The sequence below is a fragment of the Paenibacillus sp. B1-35 genome (assembly GCF_050474385.1).
GTDB classification, from domain to species: Bacteria; Bacillota; Bacilli; order Paenibacillales; family Paenibacillaceae; genus Paenibacillus_B; species Paenibacillus_B alvei.
On sequence record NZ_JBCHVJ010000001.1, the window covers coordinates 1,247,841 to 1,265,830 of the forward strand.

General features: G+C 48.0%; 22 protein-coding genes. 1 reads left to right on the top strand and 21 read right to left on the bottom strand.

Annotated features, from left to right (window positions below; genetic code table 11):
* Positions 1–4: 4 nt before the first annotated feature.
* The 9 genes from panC to ACQ5BJ_RS05270 all read right to left on the bottom strand — a co-directional run bounded on the left by panC (position 5) and on the right by ACQ5BJ_RS05270 (position 8,143).
* Positions 5–895 (bottom strand): pantoate--beta-alanine ligase, encoded by an 891-nt coding sequence (panC, locus tag ACQ5BJ_RS05230; RefSeq protein ID WP_430108959.1) that lies wholly within the window; start codon positions 893–895, stop codon positions 5–7.
* The gene (panB, locus tag ACQ5BJ_RS05235) at positions 892–1,761 is read right to left on the bottom strand and encodes a 3-methyl-2-oxobutanoate hydroxymethyltransferase (RefSeq protein WP_005547004.1); all 870 of its coding nucleotides are present in this window, start codon (positions 1,759–1,761) and stop codon (positions 892–894) included. Before panB ends, panC begins: the two co-directional genes overlap by 4 nt.
* A gap of 325 nt (positions 1,762–2,086) precedes the next feature.
* A complete protein-coding gene (locus ACQ5BJ_RS05240; RefSeq protein ID WP_262866615.1) occupies positions 2,087–3,058 on the bottom strand; it encodes a biotin--[acetyl-CoA-carboxylase] ligase in 972 nt (323 codons plus the stop codon).
* Positions 3,055–4,389, bottom strand: a complete 1,335-nt coding sequence (locus ACQ5BJ_RS05245) for a CCA tRNA nucleotidyltransferase (RefSeq protein ID WP_430108962.1) — start codon at positions 4,387–4,389, stop codon at positions 3,055–3,057. The genes ACQ5BJ_RS05240 and ACQ5BJ_RS05245 overlap by 4 nt, the downstream gene beginning before the upstream one ends.
* A 106-nt stretch (positions 4,390–4,495) precedes the next feature.
* Complete coding sequence (bshA, locus tag ACQ5BJ_RS05250) at positions 4,496–5,656, bottom strand: N-acetyl-alpha-D-glucosaminyl L-malate synthase BshA (RefSeq protein ID WP_005547000.1); 1,161 nt, start codon at positions 5,654–5,656, stop codon at positions 4,496–4,498.
* A gap of 39 nt (positions 5,657–5,695) precedes the next feature.
* Positions 5,696–6,397, bottom strand: a complete 702-nt coding sequence (gene bshB1, locus ACQ5BJ_RS05255) for a bacillithiol biosynthesis deacetylase BshB1 (protein WP_430108965.1) — start codon at positions 6,395–6,397, stop codon at positions 5,696–5,698.
* A complete protein-coding gene (locus tag ACQ5BJ_RS05260; protein WP_005546997.1) occupies positions 6,394–6,816 on the bottom strand; it encodes a methylglyoxal synthase in 423 nt (140 codons plus the stop codon). The genes bshB1 and ACQ5BJ_RS05260 overlap by 4 nt, the downstream gene beginning before the upstream one ends.
* Positions 6,817–6,910: 94 nt before the next feature.
* Complete coding sequence (gene dapB, locus ACQ5BJ_RS05265) at positions 6,911–7,714, bottom strand: 4-hydroxy-tetrahydrodipicolinate reductase (RefSeq protein ID WP_289355809.1); 804 nt, start codon at positions 7,712–7,714, stop codon at positions 6,911–6,913.
* Between the two features lie 51 nt (positions 7,715–7,765).
* Positions 7,766–8,143, bottom strand: a complete 378-nt coding sequence (locus tag ACQ5BJ_RS05270) for a nucleotide pyrophosphohydrolase (protein ID WP_171414306.1) — start codon at positions 8,141–8,143, stop codon at positions 7,766–7,768.
* Positions 8,144–8,344: 201 nt separating this feature from the next.
* Here ACQ5BJ_RS05270 and ACQ5BJ_RS05275 point away from each other — a divergent pair, with 201 nt between their 5' ends.
* Positions 8,345–9,214: a YitT family protein gene (locus ACQ5BJ_RS05275; protein WP_268599689.1), complete on the top strand. Its 870-nt coding sequence runs from the start codon at positions 8,345–8,347 to the stop codon at positions 9,212–9,214.
* 166 nt (positions 9,215–9,380) lie between these two features.
* On the opposite strand, the gene ACQ5BJ_RS05280 is transcribed toward ACQ5BJ_RS05275, so the two are convergent.
* The 12 genes from ACQ5BJ_RS05280 to ACQ5BJ_RS05335 form a co-directional block, all read right to left on the bottom strand.
* Complete coding sequence (locus ACQ5BJ_RS05280) at positions 9,381–10,214, bottom strand: sporulation protein YpjB (protein ID WP_262866614.1); 834 nt, start codon at positions 10,212–10,214, stop codon at positions 9,381–9,383.
* A 41-nt stretch (positions 10,215–10,255) separates the two neighbouring features.
* On the bottom strand, positions 10,256–10,915 hold the full coding sequence (locus tag ACQ5BJ_RS05285; protein WP_289355813.1) for a DUF1405 domain-containing protein: 660 nt from the start codon (positions 10,913–10,915) through the stop codon (positions 10,256–10,258).
* Positions 10,916–11,046: 131 nt separating this feature from the next.
* A complete protein-coding gene (locus ACQ5BJ_RS05290) occupies positions 11,047–11,922 on the bottom strand; it encodes a menaquinol-cytochrome c reductase cytochrome b/c subunit (protein WP_005546986.1) in 876 nt (291 codons plus the stop codon).
* Between the two features lie 16 nt (positions 11,923–11,938).
* On the bottom strand, positions 11,939–12,610 hold the full coding sequence (gene qcrB / locus ACQ5BJ_RS05295) for a menaquinol-cytochrome c reductase cytochrome b subunit (protein WP_005546984.1): 672 nt from the start codon (positions 12,608–12,610) through the stop codon (positions 11,939–11,941).
* A 20-nt stretch (positions 12,611–12,630) separates the two neighbouring features.
* Positions 12,631–13,167, bottom strand: coding sequence for a ubiquinol-cytochrome c reductase iron-sulfur subunit (locus ACQ5BJ_RS05300; RefSeq protein WP_005546982.1), 537 nt, complete (start codon positions 13,165–13,167; stop codon positions 12,631–12,633).
* 174 nt (positions 13,168–13,341) lie between these two features.
* A complete protein-coding gene (locus ACQ5BJ_RS05305; RefSeq protein ID WP_430108970.1) occupies positions 13,342–13,788 on the bottom strand; it encodes a DUF2487 family protein in 447 nt (148 codons plus the stop codon).
* Between the two features lie 135 nt (positions 13,789–13,923).
* The gene (locus ACQ5BJ_RS05310; RefSeq protein ID WP_005546978.1) at positions 13,924–14,103 is read right to left on the bottom strand and encodes an IDEAL domain-containing protein; all 180 of its coding nucleotides are present in this window, start codon (positions 14,101–14,103) and stop codon (positions 13,924–13,926) included.
* Between the two features lie 24 nt (positions 14,104–14,127).
* Positions 14,128–14,634, bottom strand: coding sequence for a gamma carbonic anhydrase family protein (locus ACQ5BJ_RS05315; RefSeq protein WP_430108974.1), 507 nt, complete (start codon positions 14,632–14,634; stop codon positions 14,128–14,130).
* Positions 14,635–14,718: 84 nt separating this feature from the next.
* Positions 14,719–15,882, bottom strand: a complete 1,164-nt coding sequence (locus tag ACQ5BJ_RS05320) for a hypothetical protein (RefSeq protein ID WP_367668442.1) — start codon at positions 15,880–15,882, stop codon at positions 14,719–14,721.
* Positions 15,883–16,124: 242 nt separating this feature from the next.
* Positions 16,125–16,733, bottom strand: a complete 609-nt coding sequence (locus ACQ5BJ_RS05325; protein ID WP_289355816.1) for a histidine phosphatase family protein — start codon at positions 16,731–16,733, stop codon at positions 16,125–16,127.
* 21 nt (positions 16,734–16,754) lie between these two features.
* Complete coding sequence (locus ACQ5BJ_RS05330) at positions 16,755–17,351, bottom strand: anti-sigma factor family protein (RefSeq protein WP_005546969.1); 597 nt, start codon at positions 17,349–17,351, stop codon at positions 16,755–16,757.
* A gap of 1 nt (position 17,352) precedes the next feature.
* Positions 17,353–17,934, bottom strand: coding sequence for an RNA polymerase sigma factor (locus ACQ5BJ_RS05335; RefSeq protein ID WP_005546967.1), 582 nt, complete (start codon positions 17,932–17,934; stop codon positions 17,353–17,355).
* Positions 17,935–17,990: the final 56 nt, after the last annotated feature.

The following is a 17,990-nucleotide window of genomic DNA, read 5'->3' on the forward strand; positions in this document are numbered from 1 at the left end:
CCCCCTACTCTCCATGAGTTAACATGCGATTATCAATCAATCTTGTCCGTCCAAATTTAACGGCCAGCGCAATTAGAATATTGCCATCACGTTGCTCCAGCGGCATGTCCGGGGATACCGATTCAAGCTGCGGGAAGCTTAATATTTCCACGTAATCAATACTTGCGAGCGGCTGTTCTGCAATCATTTCCCTCATTTTATGCTGAAGCTCTGGCGCAGTCAGCTTTGGGTTATTCTGCAGCCAACTGTCAACCTGACGAAGAGAACGTGACAGCACGAGTGCTTGTGACCGTTCTGCCTCTGACAAGTACACATTGCGCGAGCTCATTGCTAATCCGTCTTCCTCACGCACAATCGGGCAAGGAACAATTTCAACTGGGAAATTCAAATCCGCCACCATGCGCTGAATTACCGCTACTTGCTGTGCATCCTTCATCCCGAAGAAGGCTTTATTGGGCTGAACAAGATTGAACAGTTTGGTCACAACAGTTGTAACGCCGTCGAAATGTCCGGGACGCGTTGCTCCACAGAGCGGACCCGTAATATCATCAACATGCACTTTCGTCTTGGTAGGTGTTGGATACATCATGTCAGGCGTTGGCATAAATACAATATCTACACCATGCTGCTTGGCAACCGCAAGATCCCTTTCTTCGTCGCGAGGATATTTCTCATAGTCCTCATTTGGACCGAATTGAATCGGATTGACAAAAATACTAAGCACTACAACATCGGACTGATTGCGAGCTTGGCTTAACAAGCTTGCATGTCCATCATGTAAATATCCCATTGTTGGAACGAAGCCTATGGCCGGATCTCCGTCCGGACGTCTATGTTCAAGCTTGGCGCGACGCAGAGCGTCTCTAAGCTCTTGTATGGAATGAACTGTGATCATGGTGTCTGCACCTTCCCGCTCCCGTATAGCTGCCCTGTTAATTCGTCATCTGCGGCAAAAACGTGCTCCTGAGCAGGGAATGCGCGCTGCTTCACCTCTTCTACATAAGAAGAGAACGCCTCTCGGATGGTCGTACCGATGTCCGCATATGTTTTTACAAAACGTTTTGGACGGTAGTCAGCATCATAACGCACGATATCATGGAATACGAGCACTTGTCCGTCACATTTGGCTCCAGCACCAATTCCGATTGTCGGAATGTCGAGACGTTCCGAGATATAAGCTGCAACTTCATCCGTCACAAGCTCCAGTACGACTCCAAATGCTCCTGCCTGCTGTAGGGCTAACGCGTCGTCCAACAATCTCTGCGCATCATCCATAGTCTTGCCTTGAATACGATAACCCCCAATTTGATGCACAGATTGCGGAGTAAGACCGATATGACCCAGTACAGGTACGCCAGCCTTCACACATGCCTCTACCATAGGAGCAATCTCAGCGCCGCCCTCCATCTTCACGGCTGTTGCATGGCCTTCCTGCATAATGCGGCGAACTCCATTCAGCGTATCCGTTACCGAGCTGTGATAAGTCATGAACGGCATATCCGTAACGACAAATGTATTGGGCGCTCCCCGGCGTACTGCGCGGGAATGATATACCATATCATCAATCGTGACAGGCAATGTAGAGTCATAGCCTAGCACGACATTGCCCAAGGAATCTCCAACGAGAATGATGTCGACGCCCGCTTCTTCTGCCAGTCGGGCAGTCGGATAGTCATAGGCGGTCACCATCGCGATCGGTTCCCTTTTTTGCTTCATCGTTTTCATTTTTACAATACTCAGTGGCTGCTTTGGCTTGTTCATTCTTTGTTTTCATCTCCTTTAACGTCTCTTTTCACGTTGTCTAGCTCGAATCCTCAATCACTTTCATTCATGAAGATTCTGCTATACGTTTTTTCTTAGTGTGTGCAAAACAAAAAAACCTTTTAGCGTTTCCACTAAAAGGGTCCATAAGAAAAAAAGAGGTCGCAAGCGGACGTCCTTCTGTCTCGGTCCCTTCGGCTCAGAGCAGAAACGTGCTACACGTTCGTCAAGGATATGCACTTATGTCCTTGTGTGTACGGCCGGTGCGGTTCTGTGAAAGATACCGCCAGGCCGACACTAAGTATACCAGAAATCATCCTGTCTTTCATCCAGTAAAATGAATATCTCCGGAAAAAATTTTACGATAGCAGCCGTCTTCACCTAGCAGGATTAGCGCTCCCGTTTCATCCAGTCCCTGTGCAACCCCAGAGACAGGTCCATTCGGGGTTCCTACCGTCACACTGCGTCCGATTGTTATGCTTTGCGCCTCCCACAGTGCTCTGATCGGTGCAAATCCTTGCTCGACATACAGCTTATACAACTGTTCCAACTGAAATAAGCACTCGGCAATCAGCGATGCGCGATCGATTTCCTTTCCTGAGGCGATCTTCAGAGATGTCGCAATCGCCTTCAATTCATCCGGGTAGTCATGCGCATCTAAGTTTACACTTATCCCAAATCCCGCAATGACGTGAACGAGCCGCTCATCTTCTGCAGAGGATTCCGTCAGGATACCACAAACTTTTTTATTGTCATGCAAAATATCATTGGGCCACTTAATGCCCAACTCAATCTCTGTCACTCGCTTCATTGCACGACAGAGAGCGACTGCGGCAAGCAGTGTTAGATGCGGTGTGAATTGCAGCGGAATTTGCGGGCGAAGGATCAAACTCATCCATATCCCCTTGCCTGCGGGGGAGTGCCAGCTTTTCCCGTGGCGTCCTCGTCCCATTGTTTGTTCTTCCGCAATGATGACAGCGCCATCCTCTGCCCCCTGCTGTGCCCACGCAGCCGCCTCATTCTGTGTTGATTCTGTCCGGGCAATGATGCGAAGCTGATGACCTAATTTGCTCGTTTTCAGCTTTGCAAGCAGCGACACTTCATCAAGCCGAGTTGGCATCTGAACGAGCCGATAGCCCAGCTTCGGAACAGCCTCGAACTCATAGCCTTTCGAGCGAAGCCGATTAATTTGCTTCCATACGGCAGTTCGAGATATATCAAGTCTACGGCTAATTTCTTCGCCAGATATAAATTCATCAGGATGTTCTTTGAACCATGCAAGCAATTGGTCACTCATTGTTCGTTCCACGCTTTCCTTACGTAGTCAAGCAGAACCTCTTGTTGATTGACAAGTTCCCCTAATGCAACGGAAAGCCATACGCTCTCCAAGCATTGGCGCAGCCATGGTCCTGCCGTCCGTTTCGTGGCTTGCAGCACATCTCCGCCCGTCAGGGCAATATCGCGCAAGCCGCGGACAGAAATGTCCTCCAGCCAAGCCTCGCCATGCTGGAGGAACGGCTGCATTGCAGCCGTATGCTCGCCTGCCGCCCCAACGCCCAGTAGGGCGCGGCGGCAGGCGAGTGCATCGCAGAGACCTTGCTCGCCGACGGCGAACAGGGTCTCTGCGAAGGGGCGGCGCCACGCGCTGGCTGCGCCGCCATGTGTCCCGGCCGCGGCCAAGGCGGCTGTGCCGCCAGCCGCGAGCCGGGCATCCGCGCGCAGGACGGCCAATATGGCGTCCTGCTGCGCGCCCGAGCAGCGCAGCGCCTGCAAGATGCGCTGCGCCTCCGCTTCGTCGACCTCATGCCCAAGCAGCAGCAGCGCTATGCGCTTCTCAGCCGTGTCCACACGGCCAAGCGCACACAGCAGCGGCTGCCACAAGGCTGCCTCGGTCGACGCCAGCGCTCCCAGCGGCTCCTTTGCATGCGCCAGGAGACCACTGCGAACGAGCAGGGCCCATCCGCGAGCCGGATTCGGGCCTGCCGTCAGCTTCCACAGCTCGTCCCGCACGCGTTCCATCGCTACGAACGACAGCGTCTTCCTGTTGGCACACAGCGCTTTCCAGGTAGACTTGGCAAATACGCCGCCAAGCAATGACGCAAAGCGCACCCCCCGCATCATGCGCAGCGCGTCCTCAAGAAAGCGCTCCTCTGCTATGCCTACACATCGAATCACGAGCTGCTTCAAATCAGCTTGCCCGCCAAATGGATCATGAATGTGCCCATGCACATCCTTCGCCATCGCATTGATCGTGAAATCCCGTCTTCTTAAGTCTTCGATCAAATCATCAATAAATTCGACTTCCTCCGGCCGGCGATGGCCTTCGTACGCCGTCTCCTTGCGGAAGGTTGTCACCTCATACGTATGTTGGGGCATCACTACCGTTACCGTTCCATGCTGCAGCCCCGTTGGAATGACCTTTTGGAACAATGCCACGACCTGCTCAGGCCGGGCAGAAGTCGCGATGTCCACATCATATACCGGTCGTCCGATTAGCGGATCGCGGACACAGCCTCCTACCATATAGGCACTGAATCCCGCATTCAGGAGGCAGTGCATGACCTGTGCCGCTTCTTCGAATAGCGTTTTATTTTCCAAGCTATCAACATTTCGGTCTCCGCCACTCATCGTCACCCTCCTTACATCACTAACATACAAGAGCGCGCAACGGAAATAGCCATTGCGCGCATTCGAATCGTGCATTCCAGGGCGGTATGATAAACAACTGCAACTCTCAGCATACCGGCTTCGGAACCATTGCATCCTTCCCTAGCACACGATAATAAATTTGTTCATATTGCCATGTAATCAGATCATTGCAGAACACATGGCGGGCCCGGTGCAAACAAGCCTCGTGCATCCGCTGCGCCAATTGCGGATCAGACAACAAGCGAATTGCATAATTAGCCATCGCAGCTGTGTCACCAATCGGAGCAAGAAAGCCCGTGTCGCCATGGGTAACCAGCTCTGGAATCCCTCCTGCTTCCGAACCAATTGTAGGAACGCCGCAAGCCATCGCTTCCAGCGCCACCAATCCAAAGCTCTCCTTCTCCGACGGAAGCAGGAGCACATCAGCCAGTGAAATCACTTGTGCTATCTCATCCTGCTTGCCGAGAAAATGTACGCGATCTTCCAAGCCCAGTTCCCGAATGCGGCATTGAACCTTCGGCATATCAGGCCCTTCGCCCACGAACACCAGGCGTGATGGAACCTGTTCCTGAACCAGATTAAATATATCGACTACGTCGCTTACCCGCTTAACAGGACGGAAGTTTGAAATATGCATGAGAATCTTCTCGTTTGGATAAGCGAAATCTGCACGGAACTGTGTCACTTCCCGCGGGTAATAAATGCGCTTATCTACGAAGTTATACGTAAGGTCGATCGGCCGCGTAATATCAAGCAGATCTCTTGTCTCCTGAATCAAATCATTCGATACCGCCGTCACCGCATCACTCTGATTTATTGCAAAGCGAATCATATCTTTGAGTGATTCGTCCTGAGCCAATACTGTTATATCGGTTCCGTGCAGGGTAGTAACTACCTTTAAGTCAGGATGAGCCATTTGCTTGGCTAAATAAGCGCACACCGCATGCGGAACCGCATAATGAACGTGCAGCAAATCAAGCTGCTGCATGTTCGCAACTTGTGCCATCTTGCTTGCCAGAGATAAATCGTAAGGAGGATAACGAAATACATAATAATCGTTAACATCGACCTCGTGATAATGGATATTCTTCTGAAAGCTTGCACCTAAGCGAAACGGAATATTGTGTGTAATAAAATGTACTTGATGTCCCCGCTCAGCCAACAGTTTGCCAAGCTCCGTCGCAACAACACCAGAGCCGCCAAGCGACGGATAACACGTAATGCCGATCTTAAGACCTTCGTTCATAGCCGTTCCCCCTTTTCGCCATTCATACACACGGATTTCTTACAAGAAGAGAGACACTGCAAAAGGGCCTTTGAGCACAAAGCCTTCCGCATATTCATATCCGCGAGTCTGACCAAGCAGCGAATCCCTCGCTGCAACCCGCTCCACATAATTTTGATTTAATGGAGTCGCAACGAAGTCATTGTCACGATCCGGCTTCATAAACTGTGACCGATAAGCCTGAAGCGATTCCCGCTTCTGATCATATACATCGGACACATTCACCAGAACTTGAGAAGCAGCAACATCGTTAATAAAGTAAAAATAGACTTGTTCCACCGTATGAGCAGGCAGCTCAGGCATAAAGCGCCGCAGCTTTGCATTGAAGACTGCTTCCTGCACGATGCGGCTGCATGCTATATGATCCGGATGACGATCTTCCCAGTATGGCATGAAAACAATACGGGGTCGATATTTGCGAATAGCTGCTACCACCGCGTCAATATGCTCCTTGCACATTTGCAAGCCGCGATCAGGAAGCCGCAAGTTATCGCGTGCAGCAAGCTGCAAAATACGCCCCGCATTCTCTGCTTCTTCCCTGCGCAGCTCTACCGTACCATTCGATGACATTTCCGCTTCAGTCAAATCACAAATGCCGACGCGGTACCCTGCCTTCGTATGCTTGGCAATTGTTCCTGCCATTCCAATTTCAACATCGTCGGGATGTGCTCCGAATGCAAGAATGTCGAGAGTATTCATCATTCTTCCATTCCCGGCTTATATTTATGTGCCAATTCACGCCAAGCGAAATCGCCACGCTCAAGTGCCTTAACGAGAATTTCCGCTGTCGCAATATTTGTTGCTACCGGTATCCCCTGTACATCACAAAGACGGAGAAGTGCGATAATGTCCGGCTCGTGCGGCTGTGCCATGAGCGGATCGCGCAGGAAAATAATGAAGTCCATTTCATTTTGAGCTACAAGCGCACCGATCTGTTGATCGCCCCCTAATGGGCCTGATTGGAAGCGGTGAATATCCAGGTCTGTTTGCTCCATGATTCGAAGGCCTGTCGTGCCTGTTGAGTACAGTCGATGTCCCTGGAACACTTTTTCATAAGCGATAACAAAGTTTACGATTTCATCTTTTTTGCGATCATGTGCAATAAATGCGATGTTTAGCATGTCTATCCCTCCGTTGTGTGTCCCTGCACATTTACTCCAAAGCCCCTTGTAGGAAATGCTTCGGAACTAATCATATATAACCTATAAAAATTGATTAGTCTTCAAGCAGATGCTCAAAGCCATAAATCAATTGTTCAAGATTCATTACTCTCTTGACCGCCATATTCACACCTGGCATATACCCTGCACGCTCATAAGAGTCATGGCGGATTTTGAGTGATTGTCCATACGCGCCGAAAATGACCTCTTGTTGGGCGAAAACGCCTGGCAAGCGAACACTGTGAATCCGGAATCCATTATAGTATCCGCCGCGAGATCCTTCGATCTGCTCTTCTTCATTCGGATTGCCTTGACGATGCTCTGCCCGAACTTGCGAGATGAGCTCCGCTGTCTTAACAGCCGTACCCGAAGGAGCATCCAACTTCTGATCCCCATGGTACTCAATAATCTCAAGATCCGGGAAGTATTTTGCTGCTTGCTGTGCAAATCTCATCATTAGAATCGCACCAATGGAGAAATTCGGAGCAATCAGCCCGCCTAGCCTCTTCTCCTCGCACAATTGCATCAACTGTTCAATTTCTTCCGACTGAAAGCCTGTCGCACCAATCACAGGACGAACCCCATGCTCAATCGCAAGCAGAGTATTCTTCATGACAACTTGGGGAATAGAGAAATCGACCATGACATCTGCTTCTACCTTTTGCAGCGTCTCCTCCACATCTGCAGTAGTTGTCACCCCGCAGGCAGGCATTCCTACTAAGATGCCTGCGTCAACAGCACCCGCTGAAGGAGCAATCGCCGCAACCAGCTCTAAGGACTCGTCCTGCAGCACCATTTTCACAACTTCTCTTCCCATACGTCCTCCCGCGCCAGATACGGCTACGCGAATTCGTTCCATTGTATTTCCCCCCAACTGCTTCTATAACGATATAAATTGCTTCTGTGTTTACTAATTCGACGTTTCATCCTCGATTCGTGTCCATCGGTTTGCATCTCGGGTATTGAACTTATGCATGCAGGCATCATGCGCCTTCGTCAAATCAATTCCTAGCGAGTTCGAGAAACATAATAGAATGAACAATATATCTCCAAGCTCCATCTCAATGGAGTTGTCTTCTTCAGAAGCCTTTTTCGGCTTCTCACCGAAGCGATGATTAATCTCACGAGCCAATTCCCCTACTTCCTCGGATAATCGGGCCAGCATCGCAAGCGGACTGAAATAGCCTTCCTTGAACTGTGATATGTAGTCATCGACTTCCTGCTGCATTTGTGCCAATGGCTTGCTGCGCAGTGAGGTGAGGAAAGACTTCATTTCTGGATTTTTCATACGATCCCCTTCTTTATTCAAGCAAAAGTTAATTGAAATGGATGTAATCCGTTTCCCTATAAGCGGGTGTCGAATTTCCTTACTTTCTGCTACTATGTTATCGTATCACCGTCTGGAAAACAAATGCTTTTTATCTTCCTCTTAATCCGATATACTTAGGAACGAAAAAGAGACATTCTGCCTAAAGGAGCCTGAATCCTCGTGAAATCGACCTTTGTTCAACGCATTTGGAACACGTTTCTTCCGATTACGGTTGGGACAGCGATTTTTGCATTTGGTTTAATTTACTTCATTCTCCCCAATCAATTAATGGAAGGCGGCGTTACAGGAATAACCGTTCTACTAAATTACGCTGCTGGCATCCACCCAGCAATCTCAACGCTGGCTCTGAACATCCCTCTGTTCATCATCGGTTGGAGAGCCCTCGGCATTAAGCAGTTGGCACTTAGTATTTACGGAGTTCTCAATCTTACGTTATTCCTCTGGCTGTTCGAGCGAGCTGTTTCCATGCACTGGATCCAACCCTTTCAAACTTCGCATGATTTCATTTTAGCCACATTGTATGCAGGTGTCACCGTAGGAATAGGTCTCGGTATCGTATTTCGCTTTGGCGGCACAACCGGGGGCGTCGATATTATTGCCCGCATTGCTAACCGCAAGCTTGGCATAAGCATGGGGCAATTTATTCTTATTCTCGATATATTCATCATTGGGGCCGCTTTGTTCTACATACCGAAGGAAAAGATTTTATACACGCTTGTCGCTGTATTCATTTCCTCGCGCGTCATTGATTTTATACAAGAAGGCGCATACGCTGCCAAAGCATTCACCGTCATCTCGGATTATTCTGGCGAGATTGCCGATGCCATTACGAAGGAAATGGAACGAGGGGTCACACTTATCCCTGCTGTAGGAGCATATTCCCGTACTCAGAAGCAAATGGTCTATTGTGTAGTTAGCCGCACAGAGATTCGACGCTTCAAAACGATCGTCAAAGCGATCGATCCGCGAGCATTTATCATTGTGAACGATGTCCATGATGTACTTGGAGAAGGATTCCGGGAAGAATAACCGAACCGCTTCCAACTGAATAAGACCTCGAAGTAAGCCAGACTCCCGTCCGACCTATTTCGAGGTCTTATTATTTTGGGGGAAATATAGAAAGTTGCACCACTCGCCACCAATTCTGATGCACGAAGTTCTTCTTATTTGTCAGACTTCTTGTTTTGCAATCTAGCTACCTTTTATTGCGGAAGCTTCCTGGACGAATTGCGTTCTGCTCGTAGCGGTATTTTTGAAAACCTACATAAGCCAGCATCATACATACAATGAAGGCCAGCATAAAAATCCACTGAAAAGGCAATGGCGTATACGTTGGCGGGCCTAGTGTCGGGTTCGCCTTTTCCGTTCCGAACAACTGGCTCAACACCGTGTCGCCATGTTTATTCAGTGCCTCGTTTGCTTCTTTGGGACTGTGCTTCCCCTTTGCAGTATCTCGAATGAACTGAGTTAATGATTCCATCAATTCAATCGTTTGAACATCTCGCTGAATCGTAGCTGCAGGGCGGATACGATCAACATGCTCGAGCCAGCGATTGGCATAGGGTATCCATTCTTTATTCTGATTTGTAGATAGCATCCGTGTCATATCGTCTCTAAGCACTTGCTCGTATTGCAGCCACATTGCTTGCTTAGGATGAGCCAAGGCATCCGCAGCAAGCCGCAGTCTTGCCGTTGCACGCATCAGTTCCTCTTGCTTCAATTGTATAGAAGGCAATATTCGCTTGACTTGCACAATGGCATCACTAAGCGCCCGTACTCCTTCCACACTCGTTGCACCATTGAACGTAGTTTCCGTGAACAGCTTGCCCATCGCATATATTGTTTTCTGCACCTGCTCCAGCTCTCCCGCCACACTGGCCCGATACAATTGTTCCGCATAGCTGTCAAGCTGCTTCCAGTTCTCGCTTGCAGTGGGGGCAGTGCCAGCTTCATTACGAGATAAGGCTGACATTGGATCAGTCAACCATAAGAAGCTTATCATACTTAAAAAAATCAATACCGCACGCATGTACATCCCTCCCCCATCATCGTATGGGGGTATGTCCACATTTAGAACATGGTTTCCTCTGATTTTGTTGTGCGATGATCTCGATATCGCATTGCCAGCCATGTCATTGCTACACTAATGCCGGTCCAAGCGAATGTAAAGACACATACTGCACCCAATTTCTCAATTAGTGGATACGGAAGCCAAGGATAGACACCCGCACTATAATCAACCGTGTCGTTAAGCCAAGTCCAGCAAGCTGCCACTGTCACTGCTGCGCTTCCAAAGGCAAACAATCGAACAAACAAGAGTCCTTCAACAGCCATTACCAAATGAGAGCCAATCAACATCCAATCCTGCCATACCATTGGAGAACCCAGAGCAGCTCCAGCTACAATCATGACGCATGCCCATATTCCATATTTGATAGAAGTAACTACACCTAGCGCCTCAATGATCCGCTTTATGGTCATCCCGACAACCGTTCGCGGACGCGGTCTGAACAATAGGTATCCAATACTGATCGTAAAAAATAAACTTGCCGTTGGACTATCAGGAACGAAAACAATTTGCCATGCAGGGTGATGCTCCCACGTATAAATCAACTGCTTTTTATACCAATAGTAACCGTAGATTGTACCTACAAGATTGCTCCAAAACAACATCCATAATACCCATCGTTGCGAAAGAAAACGTGTGCTCATCAATGACAACAAGTTCATAATTACCCCTATTCCGATAATAAGTAATAGTGTGTGAGTCAATTCAATCTAGTATGGTAAAAATCAGCCTGATACGAGAATAAGACCTGACTGCACGGATACAGTCAGGTCTATTTTAACATTAATCTATTTTATTGTGCTGCTTTTTGTTTGGAAAGCCAATCTGCAATATGTTCGATATCTTGGTCGTTCAGGCCTTCCTTCTTAGCCGCCTCAACCATTGAAGGCATTCCGCCCTTACCGTCCTTAATGACCGATAGGATCTCATCCTTGCTGAGCTTATCGCCAATGCCGACAAGCGCAGGTCCAGCAGCTCCCTTCATATCAACAGCGTGACAGCTTAAGCAGCCGACCTTTTTCATGTTCGCAAAAGCAGGATCGTCTTTTTCAACGATTGCAATGCCTTTGCTTGGCTTCGGTTGGCTTGAAGCCTCGCCCTTCTGAGCAGCCTCTCGTGCCTTCTCCTCACGCTCGATATGCTCAGGAATCATATTTTTATCTGCCATTTCATGCTCATAATGAGTCCAGGCTACTCTTGTTAAATATACACAAGCGAGCAGCGTTACGATCATCATCGAGGAAGCGATTGGACGGCGATAGAATCTGCGCTCTTTCCCTGTGTCTAGGAACGGAGCGAGCAGAAGCCCGCCAAAAGCCAAACCTGGAATCAATACTGTACCGATAACAACATAGCTGCCTGACGCATAAGGATATTTCAAAAATTGATAAAGAAACAAGAAATACCAGTCTGGAATCGGAACAAACGCTGCGTTATTCGGATTCGCTGGATATCCAAGCGGAGCAGCCTCTGAGATCGTAAGTACCAGAAAGGCTACCAGTGCCACACAACCAACCATCCACTCCTTCAGCAAAAAGTTCGGAATGAAGGCTTCGGATTTTCCCGGATACGAGGAATAATCCGGTTGCTTCACTGGTGTTGTTCTCTTCTTTACACGCGAGTCGCCAACGTAAACGACTTTTTCATCATTTGAATTTCCATGTGCCATCTCGTTTCCTCCTCCCTTATAGCGGTCCCGAAATGCCTTGGCGTCTAATCATGAAGAAATGCGCTCCCAGCAAGGCAAGAAGTGCGCCCGGCAGGAAGAACACGTGGATCGCGAAAAAGCGAGTCAGTGTCTGCGCTCCAACGACTGTGCCGCCCTGCAGCAATTCCTTCAAGTACGGACCGATATATGGAACGGTATCCGCGATTTCCATGCCGACCTTGGTAGCAAAGTAAGCTTTGTTATCCCAAGGAAGCAAATAACCCGTGAATCCAAGTCCCAGCATGACGAAGAAGATGAGCATGCCGACTACCCAGTTCATTTCACGCGGTGCCTTATAGGAACCTGTGAAGAACACACGGAGCGTATGTAATAACATCATAACGATAACTAAGCTTGCTCCCCAGTGGTGCATACCGCGAACAATTTGACCGAAGGCAACCTTCGTTTGCAAATATTCGACACTGTAGTATGCGTTCACAATATCAGGGACATAATACATGGTCAGGAACATACCTGACAGAATCTGAATGACCGTAATAAAAAACGTCAAGCCACCGAAACAGTACACGAACGCAGAAAAATGGTGTGCAGGGTTAACGTGCTCAGGCACCTCATGATCCGCCACATCGCGCCACATCGGCGTTATATCCAGACGTTCGTCAATCCAGTTATAAACACCTTTAAACATCTGTTATTTACGCCTCCTCGTTATTGCACGTGTTGGTTCGCTATGATATCGCCCAAGTATACAAAGCCATCCTTAACCTGCACTTTGTACTCATCGAGCGGTGCACGAGCAACGGCTAGCTGCTTGCCTTCTTTTGTATAGTGCGCGCCATGGCACGGGCAAAAATACTGATCCTTGAAAGCCGGATTCTTATTCCAGTCAACTGTACATCCTAAGTGCTTGCATATTGGAGACAACGCAAATATATTGCCTTCCTTATCCTTGCTTATCCATGCTGTGAGCGTTGGAGTACTCTCATACCAGCCATCGACCTGCTTGATTTCAAAAGTAAATTCAGTCGGCGATTCTGTAATCTTGCTCACTTCAGCAACCTTAATGTACTCTCCTTCTGACTTCTTCTGAAGCAGTGGATCAACTGCAAACCGAACCATCGGCAGAGTAGGACCAACGAACATGAAAGCACTTGCCCCACCCAGCGTGTATGTAAGAAATTGTCGACGGGACATTTCTTTTCGCGGCTTTTTAGGTGGATGCTCGTTATTCTGCAGTTTACTCATATACTGTCTAACCCCCCTTTACACAACCGTTCTGAGAGCTTGCTATGACGATAATCACATTCAAACTAGGACATCACTATAATATCCCAGCACTATGAAAGCGTCAAGAATTTACCAATATAATTACCAGAATGAACCTTTTTTCTTGGGTGAAATGTTTGAATATTGTCACATTTATCCTGAAGTTTGGGTGGTGGTCCACATATTTTGCACAAGTGCCTTCATCGCAGCGCAGGCATTTCCAGCATCCTCTGCCATCATTTCAGCCGGTGTAATGACCAGATCCGCTTCCGGCAGCTTATCCCCTGTAATAGGAAGCTGTGCCGAGACGACGACAATGTATGCGAAACCTTGCTTCCGCAACCTCGAACATAATCCATTCAACAGATTCAACTCATCATCAGCAAGCTTTTCAGACACAAAGTGATAGGCAGGGAAGGTTACTGTTCTGCCTCGGAAAGGAATTTCGATCCCATCGAGCCAGTCACGCAGTTTCTCGAGACGATTGCCAGCCTCAATTGGAGATTCACTGCCGTTCAATCCTGTGACCGGTAAAATACAAGTGTCCAAATATGGCCCCCATTCTTCCCATTGCTCTTCCGTTAATTCACTAAATTTCATGACGATTCCCCCATCATTTACCTAGTCATTCCTTACCATTATACTGAAATAAACAAAAAAATGAAGAACCGCAATGCTGCGCTCTTCATTCCATAAATGTGCATAAGGTATCCTGTTGGACGTTTACATAAGCTGTTACTGCAATGTTTTCAGTTCGTCCGTCAAGGTTCGGAACGATGTTTCATCCCCTGTAGCGAGTGCTTTATCGATTTCTTCGTATATCTTTTCCGTACGGTATTTCCGTATGGCGTTGTCCCATATCATTTCCGCTGTTAAGCTTAACATCGCCTCATACGATACTTTCATTTTATCCATAGGATACACCTCCAACCAACACGATTAAGAGATCCTATATTCCTTTCCTTTCACCACATAGTTCTGAGTTGTCCGTTTCATTCGCTCTACATCTTCATCTGTCAGTTCGCGTATGACTTTTGCGGGTGAACCTAGAGAAAGAGTATAGGCCGGTATTTTTTTATTTTCTGTTACGACTGAACCTGCTCCTACTAAAGCATATTCACCAATGTCGGCACCGTTCAGTACAATCGCCCCCATACCAATCAATGTACCGTAGCCTATTCGGCAGCCATGTATAATTGCACCGTGGCCTACAGAGACATCATCTTCTACGAGAAGCGGTTGATTGGCGTTGACATGCCCAATAACGCCATCCTGAATATTCGCCCGCTTGCCAATGCGTATTGGGGACATATCGCCACGAAGGACTGCATTGAACCAAACGCTTGATTCAGCGTCAATCGTCACGTCTCCAATCAGCTTGGCTCCTTCCGCCACATATACGGAAGCATCAACAACTGGCAATATGCCTTGATAAGGTATGTACATACGATAGCATCCTCCCGATTGACCATTTCCACACAGCTCAAGCCTTTTATATGCCTAGCTAAGGAAATTTTTGGCCCAATCGTATCAATGAGAATGCCGCTTGTCAACTTCTAACTGAATTTTGTCCTCATGAGCAACGTACACACTATCAATAATAAGCTGCCCTCTGCGAGTCGTCTGTATGACTGACCCATATTGCTCATCTTCGCCGAATCGAATGACACCTAAATGGACGAGCATCATTATAATTCGCTGCCGAAATACAGATTGTGGCGTATCGAAGAAAAAAGGACGTACAAACGGAAGTAGCGCCCGCTCCAACGAATCAAGCGTTGTCCATTGCTTGGTGCAAAGCTGAATCCAGTGCACAATGGACAGCAAATTCGGAATCGCGTTTTTATACAGCTTTAACCAAAACCGGTACAACGAAGCAGAAGACTCCACCCCTCCGCTTGCCACTCGTTCCAAGCCCTTAGGCGTACAACTTAACCGCCCATCACCCTCCTCCAGCCATCCTTGATAGAATGCGTAATCATAAAGGAGCGACATGCGGTTCGGATAGTCATGGAACCTTCTCCCGTATCCAAATCGCCATTCACCTCGGGCAATTGGGGCTTCCTGTACAGCAAAGTAATCGAGAAGCTGCTGCTGTGTTTTTTTGTACATTACACCTTCTGCATTCAGCATCACATTCCCATTCTCGATGAATTTCAGAAGGTGAAGCACATCCTCCGCCATCCGTCCATCTTCGTCGCGATAGGATGTAGGCGTATCTGTTTCTGTCAAGTGCATCGCGAACGACTGACGAAGTACATCAATCAATCTCAGCTTCAAATCGCTCGGCACCTGAAACAAATATTTCGTTTGATGCGAGCATCCATTGAACAGCCATCCACTGTGTTTAAATTTTGAAATCGTTTCTCGCGGATGGGGCATTGGAGCTGCATTATGTGCCTGCTTTTCTCCTCCATCAGAATCCAAATCGAACCTTGTCTGCTGAACTCGAGCAATCAATTCCTCTAAGCTAAATGAAGCGCGCCTGTCAAACAAAATCGAGTTAAGGAATCTTAGCTCTTCTAGCGTCATTTCGCTGACATGCTGTTCGAACACATCCCTCCTGCCCAACGCAGACAGAATAGATTGAATAAGCTCGTGCTTGGAATGTTCATTGCAGACGCACCCATAACGCTGAGCAATTCGAGTTAGCTGATTAATATCCGCGTAACTGAGCATATCCGCTAAATTCATGCATGACCTCCGTTTCCGTCAGACGTAATGTGCCGAATCCTCGATGTCCATTACTCATTATTGGAATTTTTATCATATTTATTCACATTCACGCAGAAAACATCGATCAGCTTGTCGATTGAAATTGATATAATCACCGTCCAGCAACAATAAATCCTATAAGGTTGACTCCTTTTCAAACACAAAAAAGCAGTTCGCTTCCACATTACGTGAAAACGAACTGCTGTTTCGATGATGTGACGCTATCGCGGCCTCGCCGGCAGATCAAGGTGGCAAATATGCTCCATACAATTATAAAGCAATGGGTGCCAGCCTTCCGACCGCTTTTCTAATACCGAGTAGGACAAATTTCCGATATGCCCTTGTCCCGAACTGCCGAATAAAGCAATGAACAATTGTGCCAGCCAGCCCCCATGAGAGACCACTAACAGATTAGCTCCCTTGTGCTGATTTGCAACGTGCTCTAGCGCATGAACTGCGCGCTGTTGAAGTTCTTTATCTTTTTCCTGTCCTAGATCCAGTTGCCGCCATTCTGCACCCCAGCGCTGTTCTCGCTCCTCTGGCGTTGTTCCTTCTACAAGACCATAGGCTCGTTCACGAAGCCCAGCTTCTGGTGACAACATTGGAATGTGAAGGGCATCTGCCAAAATCGACGCCGTTTCTTCTGCTCGCTGCAAGCCACTGGATATTACATAATCAAATGGGGCACGTTCTCGTACAAGGCGCTCTGCAAGCAATGCCGCCTGCTTCCGTCCTGTCTCATTCAAAGGTATATCCGTTTGTCCTTGTATCTTCCCTTGAGCGTTCCAATCTGTTAACCCATGGCGCACTAATCCTATATGCTGATTCATTGTAACTCCTTCATCCCTCTGTTATTGACGCACTCGTGTCAACCAGTTCAATAGCAGCAATGCAAAAGTTACACCGAACAGCGACAATGCAATCCAATAATGGGGAATTGTCGGGACAACATGCAAAATGGCCGGTTCTCCTACATTACTCGCTACTGGCAATTCTATAGTAAACGTATCTAATCCAGAATGCTCGCTGCCCGCCAGCGCAGTCGGCAATACCCCACTAACTGCATTGATATTTGACTGCTCATTGCGGATAAGGAGAAAGACGAGAGCACAGAGGAACATGGCCATACAAAAAGCGATAATCCCCGCTATCACTTGACGTGAGCGCAGGGATAACGCATGAGAACGTCTATGTACAGGCATTAGCCATTGCTGCTCGTCATATATGCGATCCATAACACGACTCGCCGCTAAGCTGCTTGTTCGTTCCGCATCAAGCTCCAACTCAGCTTCATCTTCCACCCAATCCATGCTCGCAGACCATACTGCGAACTGTTCCGCGCACGCTTCGCATCCTTTCAGATGATGATCGATAGCTTCACGCTGCGGATCGTCAACAGGCATATCGACATAGTTCGATATCCATTCGAGCGCTTCCGCACATTTCATGTTAGTTCATCCCTTCAAGACCGGGCTCCTTTATGTATGGTTCTAACTGTATCTTCACACTGGCTCGAGCCCGGAACAACAACGATTTAACCGAACTTACGGTCTGCCCTAATACCTGGGCGATTTCTTGATAGTCCAGTTGGTCGTATTCTCGAAGAATGAGAGCAGAGCGCTGTTTGTCAGGCAACCTGCTTATTGCCTCACGCACCAATTCTACCTTTTCATGCCGCAGCAATGCATACTCAGGCGCCGCTTCCTTAGGCGCTTCCGGAATGATTCCTTGCTCCTCATCAAGCGAGACTTGAATGCTTCTCTGCTTACGCAGCTCGCTTAACACGGTGTTGCGGGCTATCGTATACAGCCAAGTTGAGAAGGAAGCATCTGATTCCCGGAATGTATGCAGGCTTCGGTATGCCTTGTAAAATGTCTCTGCACATAAATCTTCTGCTAATAGCTCCAACTGGGAATTTTTCAACATATGATAAATAAATGATAACAGTTTACGTTGATAACGATTCATCAATTCCGCAAAAACTTCTGTGTTCCCGTCCTTGATTTCGCGGATGATTTGGGAATCGGTCATGGATTCAAGTCCTCCTTGCTTTCCATATCCATCCCGATGCGCTACCTGAATGGTTA